The following is a 17,056-nucleotide window of genomic DNA, read 5'->3' as shown; positions in this document are numbered from 1 at the left end:
ATAAGAGTGCCTCTATTACTTTTATTCTCAAGTCATAGCTGTAAGGAGCTGCCATTTTTTTCTCCTGGTTACTCCTATTTATTATGTCCTAATCTTTGCTTTGCTTGCTATAAGCAATCAATTCCGGTGTTTGCTCAATTCCTGCCACAATTAGAAAAAAGTCCTTAAGGTCTCAGATCGTGGCCAATGTTTCATCGATTGCCGTCATAAATAATTCATTTAAAGGTATTCCCGCTGCTTTCGCCATAGAGGAAATCACACTTTTAGGGGCAAAAGAACAATACAGCCCAGCTTCTAAGAACCAAGGTTGTCCCTTTGGGTCGATCCGAAAGTCAAATAAACTGTAGTGACGACAACCCAAAGCTTGATGACACTTCTTAGCCACTTGCTGAACCTTTTGGGTGATTGGGTCATTAGGGTCTACAATCCAAGCCTTGATATTATCTTTAGCGGTCAAACGCAAGTTGCCATCGTCCGTTTGTTGGAGTTTATCAGCATAGTTGCGGATGGGTTTTTCGTGGGGGTCTACCAGATACTCTTCAAGAGGTAAACCCACTAACTCTCCGTCTTTTACGATGATGCCGCATCTGACTTCTCGACCGAGTTCGATGAATGTTTCTACGATGACTTCATCTGCATATTCAAATGCTTTCTTCAAGGCAGCATCATATTCAGTAATATCTTTAACTAAGACTACCCCTAAAGAGTTGTCGGAACTTACGGGTTTGACGACGGCTGGAGGTGGAATTGTCGGAACCTCTCCTTGGCGGAGCAGTTCTCCACGAGGCACTTTCACCCCTGCTGCTTCGACAATTGCTTTGGCTCTGGCTTTGTGAGCCGCGATCGCCATGATATCCGGAGTATTGCCGATGTAAGGGATCTTCAGCAGGTCGAATAAAGCCCGGTAGTGAGTCATGCCAGGAATACAAAACATTTGTGGCAACATAAGGTCAATGTTTTGCGCTGTTATAAACTCTATGGCATCAGACAGAGGCATCGGTTTGGCGACAGCAATATCTTCTGGACTGAGGGAGGCAGGAAATCGCCAGTGGAGATCGGGTGTGATATATGCAATCTGAAAGTCATAGCGCGATCGCTCTGCTGTTGCTGTGAGACAGTCTTGGGCGTAAAGGCGTGACAAATCACAGTAAAAATCATTGTACGCAGACCCAACTAAATGAAGAATACGAAGTACTGGCATGATTCATCTTCCTAGTTACTGTTGTAGTTAAAGTTTAGTAGTTTGTGAACTTGTACTATTGTCTTTTTATAGGTTTAAGATTGGCGTTAGAGGGGAAGTATTTTAATTAAGGGTTACGGCTCTATTTTAGTGTCTCTCAGCTACTACGTTGGAGTCTTCTCTCAAGTGCATAACTGCTCCATGTCAGAATCATGCTCGTCAAATAGTAAACAGCACCAGCAAATATCAGTGTTTCAAAGAAAATATATTTTTGTGCCCCCACAATCTGAGACCTGCGTAATAAATCTTGGACGCCAATTGTTGAAAGCAAAGCCGATGATTTGAGCATACCAATACTCTCATTTACTAGGGCTGGCAAGGCAGCAATTATAGCCTCTGTATCTATAACTTCAAGCTCATATCCTAGTTGTTTAGTGATGTATTTAGCAATATCAACATTAAAGCCAATAATTTCATCTTTACCACTATAAATGTCTCGATACTGGTAGGGTGGATATTCAGATGAAGTAACCATAGTCAACTTTTTCTGACCGTTATACCCCGATTGGGCAGTGGCTTTGTCGCTCCTCAAACACCCTACCAGTAGAGTCATCGCCAGCATAGCAGAAAGCAAAATAGCAAATAGCCATTTCCTATTTAGTCTCATTTGAAGTTCACGGTCTTTTTGCTAACTGGGCTAATTAGAGCCGGGAAACAACTAAAGGGTGGACAAACCCTTAGCCTACTCAGTCGCCCCCTATCTCTACTAACTTGCCAATGTTAAAATCTATTCTTATCCAGCCTTTGAGTCTTTGCAGGTTGTTGAGTAAAAGTAGGGGAATTTGCCAGTGGTGAACGGCTAAAAATGGCAGGGGGTCACTAATACTGAAAATCGCATCTTTACCTCTTAAAATCGTGTTAATCCATCTTTGCAGTTGACCGAATGACCTAATACCAGTCAGCCGCCAAACTTCGTGGTATAACCAATAGGTTGGTTTACTATCTGGCAAAGGCTGCAAGGGGTATTCGGGGTCTGGTGCATCGCTCAGATACGCATCCGCCAGTTTGGGATGGTTATAGAACATGGTGATAGCTGAGTGGGTGCGCGGGTTGCACTCGATCGCATAAACCGTTCCATCTTCTGCTTCGATGAAGTCGAAAGAAACTTGTCCAGTCAGCTTGAGTTCTTTGACAAAATGATTCACCCACTGAAAAATCCTTGGGTTCTCCACATTTTCATAGTTGACTTGGAAGGCGGATGATTCGCAGCAACAGTGAACCCTCAACTCGCCATTTCTCACTGTGCTGTGCGTGCAGTATTCTTTGCCAGGAATGAATTCCTGCATAATCCAAGGGTTTTCCTCGCTTATTGGCAGACTCCGAACGTGTACCGCCATTGCTTCTTTCGACTCCATCGGGTACTTAGTCATATCCAAGCGATGCACCGAGTCGTAGGCAATACTTTTGAGGATGTATTTGCGCTTCTCGTTGGAAAAGTCGAAGTTGAGAACTTGTTCGGGTTCCGTAATTAGGAAGGTTTTCGGGACAGATAAACCTATAGATCGCGCTTTTTCTGCAAAGGCAAACTTCTCATCGAGCATCTTCGTCTCGTCAGCATCGAGATGGAACACCTCGCAACAACCAGATAACACTGGCTTTGCTAAGGAGTCATAGTAGCTTTGGACGGGACTGCAAACAGGAACGTAAACGTCGATGTTTTCTTGTTTGGCGATCGCAAGCAAGGCTTGAGTGTAACCTTCTGGGTCTTTCTGCGGTGCGGGAACGGTATAAAAGCGATCGACCGCGTTAGAAAAGCGATGACCTACTAACCAATATTTGTGCGCTTCAACTAAAACAACCCGATGTCCAGCAGCATGAAACGATCGCGCCAGTTGCAGCGCCTTCGTCATCTTACCGCCAGTCAGCATGATATTTTTCGGGTTTGGGTTTACTACTGGCTTTTGAAACGGTTTACTAACCATATTCCACAGTAGCGCTGCTAATACAACCGTGAGGTTAAAAGGAAAAGCGATCGCTAGTAACGCCAGCGTCCCTAAATTTTGAAACACTGCAAAAATACGCGCCATTAGTTATAAAAAGTTTGTATTCAAAATGAAAAAGAATTTTTGTTGGGGGTTGTGTCACTCGTTCCCAGGTTGAACCTGGGAACGAGAAAAAACTCAAATTACACTCGCCGGATGATAGTCAAACCATCTCGCAAGGGTAGCAACACCTGTTCAACTCTTGGATCGTCAGCAACGACGCGGTTGAATTGCGCGATCGCTTCCCCATTCGGCGTTTGTTGCTCTGGTGGCAAATATGGTTGTCCCTGGAGCAAGGTATTATCCACGCATATAAACCCGTTTGGCGCCAGCAAATTGGTATCTAGCAGCAGCTTGAAATAGTCGATATACTCCTTCTTATCGGCATCAATAAACACCAAATCGAAGGACTCTCCCGCCTTTGCTAATTTGCGAAGCGTCTCCAAAGCCGGAGCAACTTCTATAGAAATTTTGCTCCCGTGCGGCGACTCTTGAAAGCAGGATGCAGCGAAATTAGCTACATATTCATCCACCTCACAAGCAACCACTCGTCCATCTTCTGGTAACGCTTCTGCCATTGCCAGTGCCGAGTACCCTGTAAACATCCCAATTTCCAAGATGTTTTTTGCGCCACTCATGCAGACAAACATCTTCAGAGTTTGTCCTTCAAGGTGTCCGGAGAGCATCTCTTGTTCCAACTGACGCACGGTTGCTCGATCTGAAAACCGCTTGCTCCAAGGTTCTTCCCTAGTCTTTTTAGCTAACGCTGCTAAGGCTGGAGATTCCTGGGTGCTAACCGCTTCCAGGTACGGATCTATACCTGCTGCCAGTTGATACGCCTGCTTGAGAGCATCTGCAATTTCGCCACGAACAGTTGCGTCTTGGGTCATTTTGAGGATGGTTTCCAGCTTTTCCACCAAAATCCCCAAGGGAGTTACTGGTCTTGCCTGGTTTCTGACCAGAGTCTCGCTCATACTCCACTCCCAACTAATTCAGGTAGTTCGCTTTCGACTTGCTCGCTTTCCACGTAAGCGTCAATACCCGCACCACCGCGAGGGTAGTTGGCACACAGACGCTTGTGAATAGCAAGCGCTTCTTCCAGTTCTTGCCGCGTTAGATCGTTGGCGAAGAAGCAACTACCGATGGGACAAGGCATGGCGGCGCGTTGTTTGCCATCCCGCGTCTTGGTAATAGACTCTGTTGCACGCCACAGCAGATCGATGTCGAGGAGGGGATGGTCAAGTGATAAACCCAGGCGACTCATTAATCCCAGGATGCGATCGCGTTCTTGGGTGGTGATATATCCCCGTTTATGAGCAATTGTGGCTGAGAATGCCATATCAATATTCACCGCATGACCGTGATACAAAAGTACGCGGGGTGCAAGTTCCAGCGTGGGACTCCAGGTATGACCGTAAGCAATAATGCGGTCTAGTTCCAACTCGTGCAGGTTGGGGACTTCCAACTCTAGCATTCGTTTAATCGCCTTATAGTTAAGCTGATGACCTATCTCTTGAATTTCTGGAGTTGCGTCCACATAGCCAAAATGGGTATGCAGCAGTTGTTCGCCATACTTCTCCAACAACTCAAAAACTTCCCCTTCGGAAACAACAGCAATTTTCACTAATTCTGCCATTCCATTGCGGACTTGAGCTGTTGGCAAGGTACCTAGAAACGAAAAATCAAGGATAACTTTTTGAGAAGCGTGATAAGCACCCAGGCGATTTTTTAGTTTCTTGTGATTGACTGCCACTTTGATTGCTACGCTGGCATCAATTAACCCGATTAAAGTAGTGGGAATGCGAATATAGTTACTGCTACGATGGTAGCTAGAACAGGCAAAACCTGCTACATCAGTAATTAAGCCGCCTCCAACCACCAACACTGGCTCTTTGCGAACTAATCCAAATTCCGCAAAAGCATCAACAATTTTCTCTACCGTCTTCAGATTTTTGTCGAGTTCGGGAATATAGATAGGAAATAACCTGAGATCGATGTTGTAATGTTGGAAATAAGACTGGATTTTCTCACCGTACAAGCGATTGACATTGGCATCAACAACTGCAAGGCAGCGCCCAAATTTCTTGTAGCTGTCGGCAATTTCTGAATTCTGAATATCGAAAACACCATCCACGTAGACGAGGCTGTATTCAATTTTTTCGTAGCTCTCAACGTGAAATGCGTTTTCGGTAGCTTCTAGCTTTGTTCGGACAATACTCATGAGGGTGGGTTTCTACAAATGTTTAAATTGGTCAGCAGAAAATTGGCTTCAAAAAGCCTTGATGTGATTTATGTTTGGCATAAATTTGGCTAAGTTTATGCCTTTAAGTTCTTTATGACTGATGAGTAGGAAACAACAAAATATTCTCAGCCGATCGCCAACTTGTATAAAATGCTTCTCGGTCAATTAAGCATGACTTCAGTAATATAACAAAACTTTTGAGAATTTTCTCAGCGCCCTGAAAAGAAACACCAATCAATAGAAATTATTAACTTAAAACTTGAATTAATAAAAGTTTACTATATTTATTTACTCCTAAAGGCATAGGTCAATTTTGGAAGTATTTAGCTATTAGATGCTATGAAAATTTTACTTTTTTAGTGTATATTTTTTAGCTGATAATAGCCTCAAGTCTTTGACTGGTGGGGATTTCGCTTGCCTAAGTCACTACTGCCTGGGGTAATAAAAAAAATGTCAATAGATGAACCGCGATCGCTGTTTGCAGATTCTCAAACTACTCAAACTAGCTTGAAGAAATAAAAACTATACCTTTAGGCAGATGCCTAGTTTAGCCTAAAAAAGCGACAAGAATGTATATATTGGCTTAGTCTAATAACTGCGGAGCGTTGTACCAAATCAAATTTTTACTTTTAAATAAAAAGTAGAAAAACTACGTTAATCATTTTTTTATTATCAGGCTTGCCAACTTTTATAGCCCCAACCCTAGAAAGAATAGACGTTTGAGGCAAATACATTGACTATAAAAAATTTGTTATAAGAAGCGGAGTAAGAAAATATACTTATTAAAAATAGCATCTTTCCTGAAAATTGGACTTCGTATATTAAAGATTTATCGTAAATCTGCCGACTAAGGAGCGATCGCTCTATATATCCGAACGGTATTAATGATAAATAGGTAGAGGAAATTCAACATTAATAGTATCCTTACCTCTCCTATAAACCCGCGTAGCAGGGCGGTCAACTTGCGCCGATATTCAAAAATTATTGCATCGAATTTGTAGAAAAGTTACTCAGATAGACAGAGGAATTACAGGATGGGTTTTGTAGGTGCTTTTTCCTTGCGTTCGCTGTAGCGATCTGTGAGGTAATCTACTTTGTCTCGGAGGAGGAAAGTGAACTTGTAAAGTTCTTCCATCACATCGATAGCGCGATCGCGGTAGGCAGAATCCTTCATGGTTCCGTCTTCATTGAACTCTTGATAAGCTTTAGCAACCGAAGATTGATTGGGAATAGTAAACATCCGCATCCATCGTCCCAAAATTCGCATCGTATTCACCGCATTAAACGACTGCGAACCACCGCTTACCTGCATTACTGCTAAAGTTCTACCTTGAGTAGGTCTAACTGCCCCTATCTCTAAGGGAATCCAGTCAATTTGGTTTTTAAGAATTCCTGTAATATTGCCGTGCATTTCTGGACTAGACCATACTTGACCTTCAGACCACAAACTCAATTGTCGCAATTCTTGAACTTTCGGGTGTGTATCTGGTACGCTACCGTAAATTGGTAACTCACGCGGGTCAAAAAATTTCGTCTCTGCACCAAAATCTTGGATGATTCTAGCAGCTTCCTCTGCTAACAAACGACTATAGGAACGCTCTCTTAAAGAGCCATACAAAAACAAAATTCTGGGTGGATGATCGAAAGTTGTCATACAAATCCGTAATTTGTAAGTAAGTAAGTAAAGACAATTAAATAAAAAACCTCTCCCCTACCCCTCTCTTACAAAGATAGGAGAAGTTAACCCGCTGTTTTAATATTCAGGGGTCTGTAGGTTTTTTGTTTTCTTTATTTATGTCTGTCTAATTAATTGAGAGATGCAATTAACTTTTCTACTCGTTCTTTGACTTCATCGCGAACGCGGCGGAAGGTTTCTATAGAGTGTCCTTCTGGATCGTCGAGTTGCCAATCTTGGAAAACTTCTCGCAATACCCAATCCCTCGGCAAGTTTACTCCACAGCCGCACAGGGATATAACTGCATCGTAGTCTTCCGGCTTAAAATCACTTAAAGCCTTAGATTTTTGGTCGCTGATATCAATACCAATTTCATCCATGACTTGAATTGTTATAGGGTCTACCTTACTTGCTTCTAGTCCAGAACTGGTGACTAATATTTTGCCTTTTCCAAGCGTTTTAGCAAATCCCTCTGCCATGTGCGATCGCCGCGAATTTTTCTTGCAAACAAACATCACGCTTTTCATTTATTTCCCTCGCTTACTTGATATCGCGAAATCCGTTGGATATTATCCGGTAAACCAAAACAGCTAGTTGCCCTCCTAAAATAGGCGCAACCCAATAAACCCACTGGTGCTGCCAAATTCCTCCTACAATTGCTGGGCCAAATGACCGCGCCGGGTTCATGCTAGCGCCAGTAATTGGCCCCATAAATGCAGCTTCTAAGCCTACAGTTAATCCTATTGCTAGACCTGCAAAACCAATCGGTGCGCGACGGTCAAGGCCAGAACCCAGGATAACAAACATTAGGATAAATGTTAGAACTGTTTCCAGAATTAGAGATTGCAACCAGTTATCGTTTAGGGGTAAAGTTGCGCCTAAATTTGCTACTGTTCCCAAGGACAGTAACAGTAAAGTTGAGGCTGCGATCGCTCCTACTATTTGCGACAAAATATAGGGCACTACTTTGCGTTTTGGGAAAAATCCACTCGTCCAAAAAGCTAACGTCACCGCTGGGTTAAAATGTGCGCCGCTAATGTGTCCCGTCGCGTAAATTAAAGCAGCAACGACCGCACCAAATACAAAACTAATACCAAGATGGGTTAAGGCTCCATCGCTGATAAAGTTGACCATTACAGCACCAGTACCAGCAAAGACTAGAACAAAAGTGCCAATTGCCTCCACAGCCGCCTCGCGCCAGCAGTAATTAACGGACTGCCAAATAGCAATCCTAGAAACTGGCTTCCTATCCATCCCAAGTACCAGATAAGTCTATTATTTAAATCAAAATCTCTAGAGCAAGAATAGACATCTTGCACCTATGAAATTAATATATCAAAAAAACTTGATGTGTCAAATTTATTCTTGGCAGCAGCGACTCGGTAGGATAGCGCCTATGCTGCGGTACTCTGCCAAATACTGCTCCAAAACGACAAACTGGGAGAGATTGAGGCTGTAGTAAATCCAGCGTCCTTGCTGGCGGGCGCTTACTAAACCTGCTTCTTTGAGTGTTTTCAGATGAAAGGAAAGTTTAGACTGAGTGACCCCCAATTTTTCGCATAAGTCGCACACGCATAATTCTTGTTCGCGGAGCAAGTCCAGGACTTGAAGGCGCAGGGGGTCAGACAGGGCATGAAAGCCAGAAACGATAGAAGCTGGTGCGATCGCAGATGTGTTAACCATCAAGTTTTAGTGGAACGTCTATTCAGCTATCCTAACCAAACATTAGACAAACAGATGTAATAAACATGGCTGGCAAGGATGGATTGCATATCTGCAAAGGGCATAATCGCTGTACCAAAACAGGAGGCGATCGCCTCCTGCTTAAATGTCTGCTAGATTTTTTATCTATGCAATATCCAGTAAACAATCGCACTCAGGCTAGCTGCAATTGGTAAAGTCAAAATCCAGGAAAGCAAGATTTGATAGAATACTTGTACATTAGCTTTCTTTGAAACTAAGCCGCCCCCAAAAATTGATCCAACTGAAACATGAGTAGTTGAAACAGGAAGCCCATAGTTACTAGCAGCAATAACTAGAAATCCTGTCACCAGATTAGAAGCCAATCCTTGACCAGCATTCATTTGGGTAATTTTTTTGCTCATAGTTTGTGCAACTTTTCTAGCATTCAGCAGACCGCCTAATGCCATTGCAACTGCTACCGCAAACATTCCCCCTTGAATAGAGAGAGCCTTAATAATCAGGATAATTGAAACAATCTTTGGGGTATCGTTCAAACCTCTGGCAAAACAGACGATTCCGGCACTAAAGAAATGACAGGCATCAACTAATTGCTGACTTTTGATACCCCAAAACTTTCCTTTATACCTTTGGCTGCATTTCTCTTGTGAATCTATTGCCACATCAGGGGTAGTGACACATTGTAAAATGCTGGTGCTATCAGGCTGGGGAATTGGAATTAACTGTTGAGTACTACCAACGCAAATACACCATTCTTTTTGAATCCCCGAACGTATTCTGATGTAGCGGAATAACCCGTAAACTAACGCTCCCAAACCTATAGCAACTATCGGGCTAAGTAACAAAGGCAGAAAAAACGCATTTCCCAGAGTAGCAAAGTTTACTTTAGTGCCAATTGCAACTAAGCCAGCGCCGACAAGCGAGCCTGTTAATCCGTGCGTAGTGGAGATAGGAAATCCAGTTACGGTAGCAAGCATAACTGTTAAGCCAGTAGCAATTGCGATCGCTAAATGAAAATCTGTTGCGTCAGCGATCGCATCTGGAACCAATCCTTTACCAGAAAAGTTTTTAATCAGCGTCTCTGCCAAAAAAATAGAGCAGGCGGAACCCGCAAACGTGGTAATAGTTGCCCACCAAATTGCTGTTTTGTAGCTTGTTGTTTCGCTGCCAAATAGCGTTGCTACACCTTTGAAATTATCATTTGCTCCATTTGAATAAGCTAGAAAAAGAGTAGCTATCAACAGAGCGATGAGAAAAATCGACACTTCTACCTTCCTGCAAAAAAATAAGCGCCATATGCCCGGACGCTGGTTGACTGACAAAACTGTTGAAAGCCTTAGAAAAATAATAGGTTGGGTTGAGTGCTAGCTAAACCCAACCTATCATTGCTGTTGTTTGGCCGAACGGCGAAAAAACCAACCTATACAGAAACATTTGTCAGTCAGCGATAACCGTCACCTCTAAATTTTCTAACAGCAACCGCCACCAATATAGTGCCAAGTTGAATCTGTAACTAACAACTCTTCTGGCATTAATGCTCCCAGCTTTCCAGCCGTCTTATCGCACACAGCCGCAGGGACGCCGCGCTGAAGAATATGCCCAGCGCCATCATCAAAAAACTCTTCTCTGCCTGCATAAATAGCAGTCTTGCCCGTAAAAATGCACGCGCCATCTTCTGGAATGGCAACTTTGAAAGACACAGAATCAAGACTTTCTAACAACAAATTCTCATCCATGCCATAGGTTTGCGCGTCTAGCAGCCGATAAGGACGCCGCGCCCGAACTTCTATCTGGCCAAAACCAACATCAATGAGGTGTTGAGTATACTGCTCGTAAGTTAAAGCACCAGACAAACACATCGCCCGCAACCGTTCATCTTTCTGGAGATGCGCTGGAATTGGACGAGTAGCAATCGGGTCGCTCATCAGCAAGCGTCCGCCTGGTTTTAACACCCGATACGCTTCTTTCAGCGCCTTATTTAGATCGGCTGGTTCAAAGATATTAAACAAACAATTTTGTGCTACTACATCTACAGAAGCATCTGGCACGGGCAAAGCAAAAGCATCGCCTTCGCGGATTTCTACAAAACTTGGGTCAAACCAAGGGTTATCTTTAGCAGCAATAGCCAGGTTACGACTAGCAGCTTCGCGCATTGCTTCAACGGGATCGACTGCAATCACGCCACTAGCACGACGGGAAAAATAAGCAAATTGCAGTGCTTCCAAGCCGCCGCCCACGCCAACATAAAGTACAGTTGGCGAGTTAGCCAGTTCCGCTGCATGGACGGTCGTGCCGCAGCCGTAGTTCATCTCCTGCATTTGCGCGGAAATTTTCAGTCCTGGTAGTTGCAGGGGGCTGCTTTGGACGCAGCACAAGCCAACTTGCGGTGTCTGTGCGACTTCACTGTAAAAACTGGCTGCGGTTTCGAGATAAGTCATGTAAGTTTTGAATTGTCGATTGCCGAATTATCCTAGCAAGTTAATTACCATGCTGTCCCCCGCGCCCTTTGCGCTTTAGCGATGGGAATTATTAAGATGGGTAAAGTCGCGATCGCCGTAACAAAGTTGGGACAAATAGTGGAAACGGGTTTAGAACAAAAGAATTTAGATACATTAGATCGGCGCTGCGTAATAGTTTGCCAGTACCGCTCCTGTCAGGCGAATGGTTCGGCAGAGGTGCTGGAAGCGTTTCAGGCGGCTAAGGTTGCGGGGGTAGAGGTGACAAGCAGCGGTTGTCAGGGAATGTGTAGCTCTGGCCCGACTGTGCGGATTGTGCCGGAAGAGACGTGGTACTGTCGAGTACAACCTAGCGATGTGCCTGTGATAGTGGAAGAACATCTAAAGGGGGGACAACCTGTGGAAGCGAAGCTTAACCCCAGGATTCATCTTCCTTACAGTTTTTGAGGCGATCGCCCTAGCACTAATAAATTTATTTTGATGCAAAAAAATTACTATATCAAGTAAATCTAGTAGCCGGGAGACTGCCTGACATGGATGAGGAAGTGATTAAACAAATAAATATGGAAGTTGAGGCTATGAGCGTCAACGAGTTAACGGAACTTGGCAATAGAGCCATCAGTTTAGGGCTGATTATCGGTCATGGTTATCGTAGCAACAAGTACGAAATTCTGCGTAGAAATGAGGTTGTAGCACTCTCACCCAAAGAAGCACGCGCTTACCTGAAAAAGTTGATTGAAGAAGTTGGCGGCTAAATAGCAGCGCGATCGCTGTTTTTGGTAAAATACACCATTAATTTATCCCTGACGCGCGGTGCGATTAGCTAAGAGCAATACCGCTTCGCTACCGCGCCATGAGACTGCTATCTTTGCATATATAGCGCCGCTTCTTTCTTATCCAACCGCCAGTATGTTACGTTAATCAGTAATTTAATATACAAACATATAAACACGCTCCTCACCCAGGTAGACAAAAGTATATTTTGGTTGCTTTAAATCCTGTGCCAGGAGTGTCTCTTGGAGGTAATGTGATCGCTGCTCCCCTACCATCTAACGAAACCGAGCGCCTAGAGGCACTGCGTCGCTACAATATCCTCGATACACCCCCTGAAGAAAGCTTCGATCGCATCACTGCTCTGGCAGCTCGTCTTTTTGACGTACCTATTGCTATAGTTTCCTTAGTTGACGAATTCAGAGCCTGGTTTAAATCGTGCTATGGCTTCGACTCCCGCGAAATCAGTCGCGAATCGACAATTTGTAGCTTCGCTATTTTGTCTGATTATGTTTTAGTCATTCCAGATACAAGAAACGATTCGCGTGTGGCTTGTATGCCCTCTGTGGCGAGCGAACCGGGGCTTCGGTTCTATGCGGGTGCGCCACTCATCGACCGCGATGGCTATAATCTTGGCACGCTCTGTATTCTGGACACCAAGCCGCGCGATGCCCTTAGTGCTGACCAGCAAAGAACTCTTACCGACCTAGCGGCTATAGTAGTTGATGAATTAGAGTTGCGGCTGGCGGCTCGCAAAATTGCTCAGATGGACGCCGCCCTCATTGAGGTGACAAAGGGAGTTTCGCAAGCGACAGGCGAGGCGTTTTTCTACTCGCTGGTGCAACACCTCACCAAGGCATTGGGTGTTGATTATGCTTTCATCGGGGAACTGATTGCGACAGACGAAGATAAAGTCAATACTCTCGCTGTATGCGCCCACAATCAGATTATTGACAACATTGAGTATTCATTGCTGAATACACCCTGCAAACAGGTGATTAAGCAGGGGAAACTGTGCTGCTATCCGCAAGGAATTATAGCGGAGTTTCCCGATAATCATTTGCTTGCCCAGATGGAAGTTGAAAGCTATATCGCAACTCCGCTTCTAGACTCTACAGGCTGCGTGGTGGGATTGCTTGGGGTCATGCATCGAAAGCCGTTGGAGAATATGCAGCTAGCAGAATCCCTGCTGACAATCTTTGCAACCCGCGCTACAGCAGAACTGGAGCGCAAGCGAGCGGAGGAAGAACGCGCTCAACTGTTGGTTCGCGAACAAGCTGCCCGTCAACAGGCGGAGACGGCTAACCGCATGAAGGATGAATTTTTGGCAATGCTATCCCACGAGCTGCGATCGCCCCTCAACCCCATTCTCGGCTGGTCTAGAATACTACTCACTCGCAAAGTTAATGAGGCGACTACCGTTCGCGCAATTGAAGCAATTGAGCGCAACGCCAATTTACAAGCAGAGCTAATTGAAGATCTTCTCGATGTCTCGCGGATGATTCGGGGTAAGCTTTCTTTGCAGATTAGCCCAGTTAACTTAATACCGATCGTTGAGGCGGCTATCGACACCGTGCATCTAGCAGCCGAAGCTAAGAGCATTCGACTTGAGACGATACTCGATCCTTCAATAGGAGCGATCGCAGGAGATTCAAAGCGGTTGCAGCAAATTGTCTGGAATCTCGTCTCCAACGCTATCAAGTTCACCCCTGTTGGTGGAAAGGTGGAAATCCGGCTTGAACATAGCGAACAAGCAACCGAGGAGCCGGGGAACTGGGGAAAAACGCCCATGCCTAATTCTTACGCGCAGCTCAGGGTGATCGACACGGGGAAAGGTATTAGCGCTGACTTTCTACCTTTTGTCTTCGAGTGCTTTCGACAAGCCGATAGTACAAGCACGCGATCGCATGGCGGACTTGGTTTAGGTTTGGCAATTGTTCGTCACCTGGTAGAACTGCACGGCGGAATCATATATGTTGATAGCCCAGGTGAAGGGCAGGGGGCAACATTTACGGTAAAACTGCCGCTGATAGCTGTTCGCAAAAAGGCAACCAATTCAGATCCACTAGCTCCGCAATTTGTTAACAAAGTAATAACCGACAATCTTCCCATGCTTGCTGGTTTGCACTTACTGGTTGTGGATGACGCGGAGGATGTCCGAGATCTTCTCGCTGTAGCGCTGGAGAGTTACGGCGCTAGAGTAACAGCAGTTGCATCAGCTAGCGCAGCACTTGAGGCTCTAGAACTGGTGCATCCAGATGTGTTGCTGAGCGATATTGGGATGCCCAACGAGGATGGATACACGCTGATCCGCAAAATTAGAGCGATGCCGCCAGAGGGCGGTGGGCAGATTCCAGCCATAGCGATCACAGCCTATGCTAGGAGCGAGGATTGCACGCATACGCTTTCGCTAGGATTCCAGAAGCACATAGCTAAACCAGTAGATCCAGCTAAATTAGCTTCTGCGATCGCCAATTTGGTTTTAGAGTCTGTAGCCGAACCTAACGCAAGTGAGGCTTCTCTCACAAATCACATAGGACTCCTCTAGCAACCGTATTATGATTTGTGAGATGTCAGAGGTTTATAGTCACAACTTCTCTAAGGGTGGTACTGAACAGAAGTATGAACCGCTAGATGCTGGCTCTCTTATCACGCTGGCAGAAGAGCCGGGGATGAGGGAAATTATACCTTCAACCTGTCTTTTAGGAACGCAATTATATCTTTGCAAAATATTAGCCCTTACTTCTTACTTATGCAGGTAATAATATTAGGAAAAAATGGCTAATTTTAAGTGCGTTATCAAAAAATAAACGCGGCTAAGTTGTTGACAAATTAAGCAATAGCTAGAAAAGATAAGCAGGTCTGCGAGAAGTGCCAGAGCGACGCTTGCGGTAAGAATTAGCGCTGCGCCCCACAAGAGTAGCGATCGCCGAAATCAACTCGTCTGGTTCGACAGGCTTAGAAACGTGCATCTGAAAGCCAGATGAAATAGCCCGACTTTGATCTTGCTCGCTGGCATAAGCCGTCAAAGCTACTGCTGGAATCTGTGTATGCTGCGATCCACCATCCAAGGATCTCACTTTACGGATTAACGCATAGCCATCTTCAATAGGCATTCCAATGTCACTCACCAGTACATCAGGGCGGCTGTGTTCTAAAGATGCTAGAGCCTCGCTCACAGATGCAACCGCTGTTACTTCAGCACCGCTTACTTCAAGCACTTTGACAAGCAATTGGCGCGTGTCAGCCTCGTCCTCAACTAACAGTACCCGCAAGCCTTCAACCTTTGAAGCATTCGCCAGCAATTCTTGATCTGAAGCAATTGCATAATTGTCTTCCAAATCGCTCGGTTGCGAATTTTTGTTGTCTTCAGCCACAAGCGGTAACAGGACTGTAAATGTAGCTCCTTGCTCCTCACCTAGACTTTCTGCACATACAGTCCCACCGTGCAACTCTACTAAGTGTCGGACGATCGCTAGCCCTAACCCCAGTCCGCCATAAGACCTTGTACTTGAGCTGTCAGCCTGACGGAAACGATCGAAAATGTAGGGAAGAACATCTAGGGGAATTCCCATGCCCGTATCGCTTATTTTAAGTTGGGCGTAAGTGCCAGCACGCTCTAGCCGTACCTGAACTTTTCCTGCTGAATGCGTGAACTTGATCGCATTGGAGAGTAAATTCCACACAATTTGTTGCAAGCGGGCTTGATCTGCTGGAATTAACTCTAAAGAGTCGTCAACGAAGCTTTCAACAGTAATCCCTTTAGCCTCGGCTGCCGGACGGATCGAATCAATCCCGTTTTGAACCAAAGATGCAAGGTTGACAGGATACACGTTGAGCTGAATATTGCCCCGAATCATCCGCGAGACATCAAGGAGATCTTCTACAAGCTGTGTTTGCAGCCTCGCGTTGCGCTCAATTGTTTCCAGACCTTTAATAATAGTTGCTTGATCGAACGATCGCGTCCGAAGCAGATGCGCCCAGCCTAGCATTGAGTTGAGGGGCGTGCGTAGTTCGTGGGAGAGGGTTGCTAGGAATTCATCCTTCCTCCGGTTTTCCTCCTGTGCCTGCTGTCGTGCTGCCTGTTCTTGGATAACCTGGGCGCGGGCTTCCTCAGCCTGCTTGCGCTGGGTGATGTCTTCGATTGTTCCGACATGACCGCTCATTTCGCCGCGATCGCCCCCCATTGGGGATATGCGTATGTGAACCCAACGAGGAGTTTCTTCAGGAATTTGGAAGCAAAATTCTTGCGAGTACTCTTGACCTTCAAGCGTCCACTTCGACCACTCTGCCATTACCTTTTCGCTATTTTCCGTCCTCACTAGCTGGGACCAACCAATCCCTAAGCTTTCTTGTTGAGTAAAGCCGCAGATAGCTTCGCAACGCGGGTTAGTGTACGTGCAGCGACCTTGAATGTCGGTGAGGAAAATGCCGACGGGCGAACAGGCACTCAATGAACGAAACCGTGCTTCTCTTTCGCTGAGTTCTGCGTTTACGGCTACGAGTTGAGTGGCTTGTCGTTTTACCTCTTCGGTCTTTTTGAATAGTTCGACAAATACGGCAACTTTCGATTTCAGAATTTCTGCATTCAGCGGCTTGAAGAGGTAGTCTACTGCACCAAGCGCATATCCTTTGAATACTAAATCATCGCTTGTACTGAAGGCTGTGAGGAAAATAATCGGGGTGTACTGCGATCGCTTTCTTTGTCGAATTAGGCTAGCCGCCTCAAATCCATCCATTCCTGGCATTTGCACGTCTAGCAATATCAGCGCGAAATCCTGTTTTAGCAGACATTTCAACGCTTGTTCCCCAGAATTTGCCTTCACCAAATTCAGATTGAGACCTTCAAGGATAGCTTCCAAAGCCAGTAGGTTTTCCGGATGGTCGTCAACTAGGAGAATATTGACTGTTGAATCTGGAGGTATCTCCTCGCTTTGGTATGGCATGGCAAAAGTTGACTTTACAAGGTGTAATTTAGCTGCACGGGCA

General features: G+C 45.2%; 15 protein-coding genes. 3 read left to right on the top strand and 12 right to left on the bottom strand.

What is annotated here, in order from left to right; genetic code table 11:
* Positions 1-172: 172 nt before the first annotated feature.
* The 11 genes from H6F77_RS01295 to arsM form a co-directional block, all read right to left on the bottom strand.
* Positions 173-1,201 carry a D-alanine--D-alanine ligase family protein gene (locus H6F77_RS01295; RefSeq protein WP_190484570.1) on the bottom strand — a complete coding sequence of 343 codons (1,029 nt, stop codon included), beginning with the start codon at positions 1,199-1,201 and terminating at the stop codon, positions 173-175.
* A gap of 136 nt (positions 1,202-1,337) precedes the next feature.
* On the bottom strand, positions 1,338-1,847 hold the full coding sequence (locus H6F77_RS01290) for a transporter substrate-binding domain-containing protein (RefSeq protein ID WP_190484568.1): 510 nt from the start codon (positions 1,845-1,847) through the stop codon (positions 1,338-1,340).
* A gap of 79 nt (positions 1,848-1,926) precedes the next feature.
* Positions 1,927-3,267 (bottom strand): ATP-grasp domain-containing protein, encoded by a 1,341-nt coding sequence (locus tag H6F77_RS01285; protein WP_190484566.1) that lies wholly within the window; start codon positions 3,265-3,267, stop codon positions 1,927-1,929.
* A gap of 98 nt (positions 3,268-3,365) precedes the next feature.
* A complete protein-coding gene (locus tag H6F77_RS01280; protein ID WP_190484563.1) occupies positions 3,366-4,196 on the bottom strand; it encodes an O-methyltransferase in 831 nt (276 codons plus the stop codon).
* Entirely contained in the window at positions 4,193-5,443 is a 1,251-nt protein-coding gene (locus tag H6F77_RS01275) for a sedoheptulose 7-phosphate cyclase (protein WP_190484561.1), read from the bottom strand. Before H6F77_RS01275 ends, H6F77_RS01280 begins: the two co-directional genes overlap by 4 nt.
* Positions 5,444-6,491: 1,048 nt before the next feature.
* Positions 6,492-7,118 carry an arsenical resistance protein ArsH gene (gene arsH, locus H6F77_RS01270; protein ID WP_190484559.1) on the bottom strand — a complete coding sequence of 209 codons (627 nt, stop codon included), beginning with the start codon at positions 7,116-7,118 and terminating at the stop codon, positions 6,492-6,494.
* Positions 7,119-7,270: 152 nt separating this feature from the next.
* Complete coding sequence (gene arsC / locus H6F77_RS01265; protein WP_190484556.1) at positions 7,271-7,666, bottom strand: arsenate reductase, glutathione/glutaredoxin type; 396 nt, start codon at positions 7,664-7,666, stop codon at positions 7,271-7,273.
* A 13-nt stretch (positions 7,667-7,679) separates the two neighbouring features.
* Positions 7,680-8,393: an MIP/aquaporin family protein gene (locus H6F77_RS01260; RefSeq protein ID WP_190484555.1), complete on the bottom strand. Its 714-nt coding sequence runs from the start codon at positions 8,391-8,393 to the stop codon at positions 7,680-7,682.
* 105 nt (positions 8,394-8,498) lie between these two features.
* The gene (locus tag H6F77_RS01255; RefSeq protein ID WP_190484553.1) at positions 8,499-8,822 is read right to left on the bottom strand and encodes an ArsR/SmtB family transcription factor; all 324 of its coding nucleotides are present in this window, start codon (positions 8,820-8,822) and stop codon (positions 8,499-8,501) included.
* A 161-nt stretch (positions 8,823-8,983) separates the two neighbouring features.
* Entirely contained in the window at positions 8,984-10,105 is a 1,122-nt protein-coding gene (locus tag H6F77_RS01250) for an inorganic phosphate transporter (RefSeq protein WP_309228785.1), read from the bottom strand.
* A gap of 204 nt (positions 10,106-10,309) precedes the next feature.
* The gene (arsM, locus tag H6F77_RS01245; RefSeq protein ID WP_190484551.1) at positions 10,310-11,278 is read right to left on the bottom strand and encodes an arsenosugar biosynthesis arsenite methyltransferase ArsM; all 969 of its coding nucleotides are present in this window, start codon (positions 11,276-11,278) and stop codon (positions 10,310-10,312) included.
* Positions 11,279-11,359: 81 nt separating this feature from the next.
* On the opposite strand from arsM, the gene H6F77_RS01240 reads away from it, so the two are divergent.
* The 3 genes from H6F77_RS01240 to H6F77_RS01230 all read left to right on the top strand — a co-directional run bounded on the left by H6F77_RS01240 (position 11,360) and on the right by H6F77_RS01230 (position 14,615).
* Positions 11,360-11,743 (top strand): (2Fe-2S) ferredoxin domain-containing protein, encoded by a 384-nt coding sequence (locus H6F77_RS01240; RefSeq protein WP_242021818.1) that lies wholly within the window; start codon positions 11,360-11,362, stop codon positions 11,741-11,743.
* Positions 11,744-11,841: 98 nt separating this feature from the next.
* Positions 11,842-12,051 carry a hypothetical protein gene (locus tag H6F77_RS01235; protein ID WP_309228784.1) on the top strand — a complete coding sequence of 70 codons (210 nt, stop codon included), beginning with the start codon at positions 11,842-11,844 and terminating at the stop codon, positions 12,049-12,051.
* A 227-nt stretch (positions 12,052-12,278) separates the two neighbouring features.
* Positions 12,279-14,615 (top strand): ATP-binding protein, encoded by a 2,337-nt coding sequence (locus tag H6F77_RS01230; protein WP_199321114.1) that lies wholly within the window; start codon positions 12,279-12,281, stop codon positions 14,613-14,615.
* Between the two features lie 295 nt (positions 14,616-14,910).
* Here H6F77_RS01230 and H6F77_RS01225 read toward each other — a convergent pair whose 3' ends face one another.
* The gene (locus H6F77_RS01225) at positions 14,911-17,013 is read right to left on the bottom strand and encodes a hybrid sensor histidine kinase/response regulator (RefSeq protein ID WP_190484546.1); all 2,103 of its coding nucleotides are present in this window, start codon (positions 17,011-17,013) and stop codon (positions 14,911-14,913) included.
* Positions 17,014-17,056: the final 43 nt, after the last annotated feature.

This window comes from Microcoleus sp. FACHB-831 (assembly GCF_014695585.1).
Taxonomy (GTDB): domain Bacteria; phylum Cyanobacteriota; class Cyanobacteriia; order Cyanobacteriales; family FACHB-T130; genus FACHB-831.
Note: the sequence above shows the minus strand (reverse complement) of the source record. Positions and strands in the feature narration are given on the sequence as shown.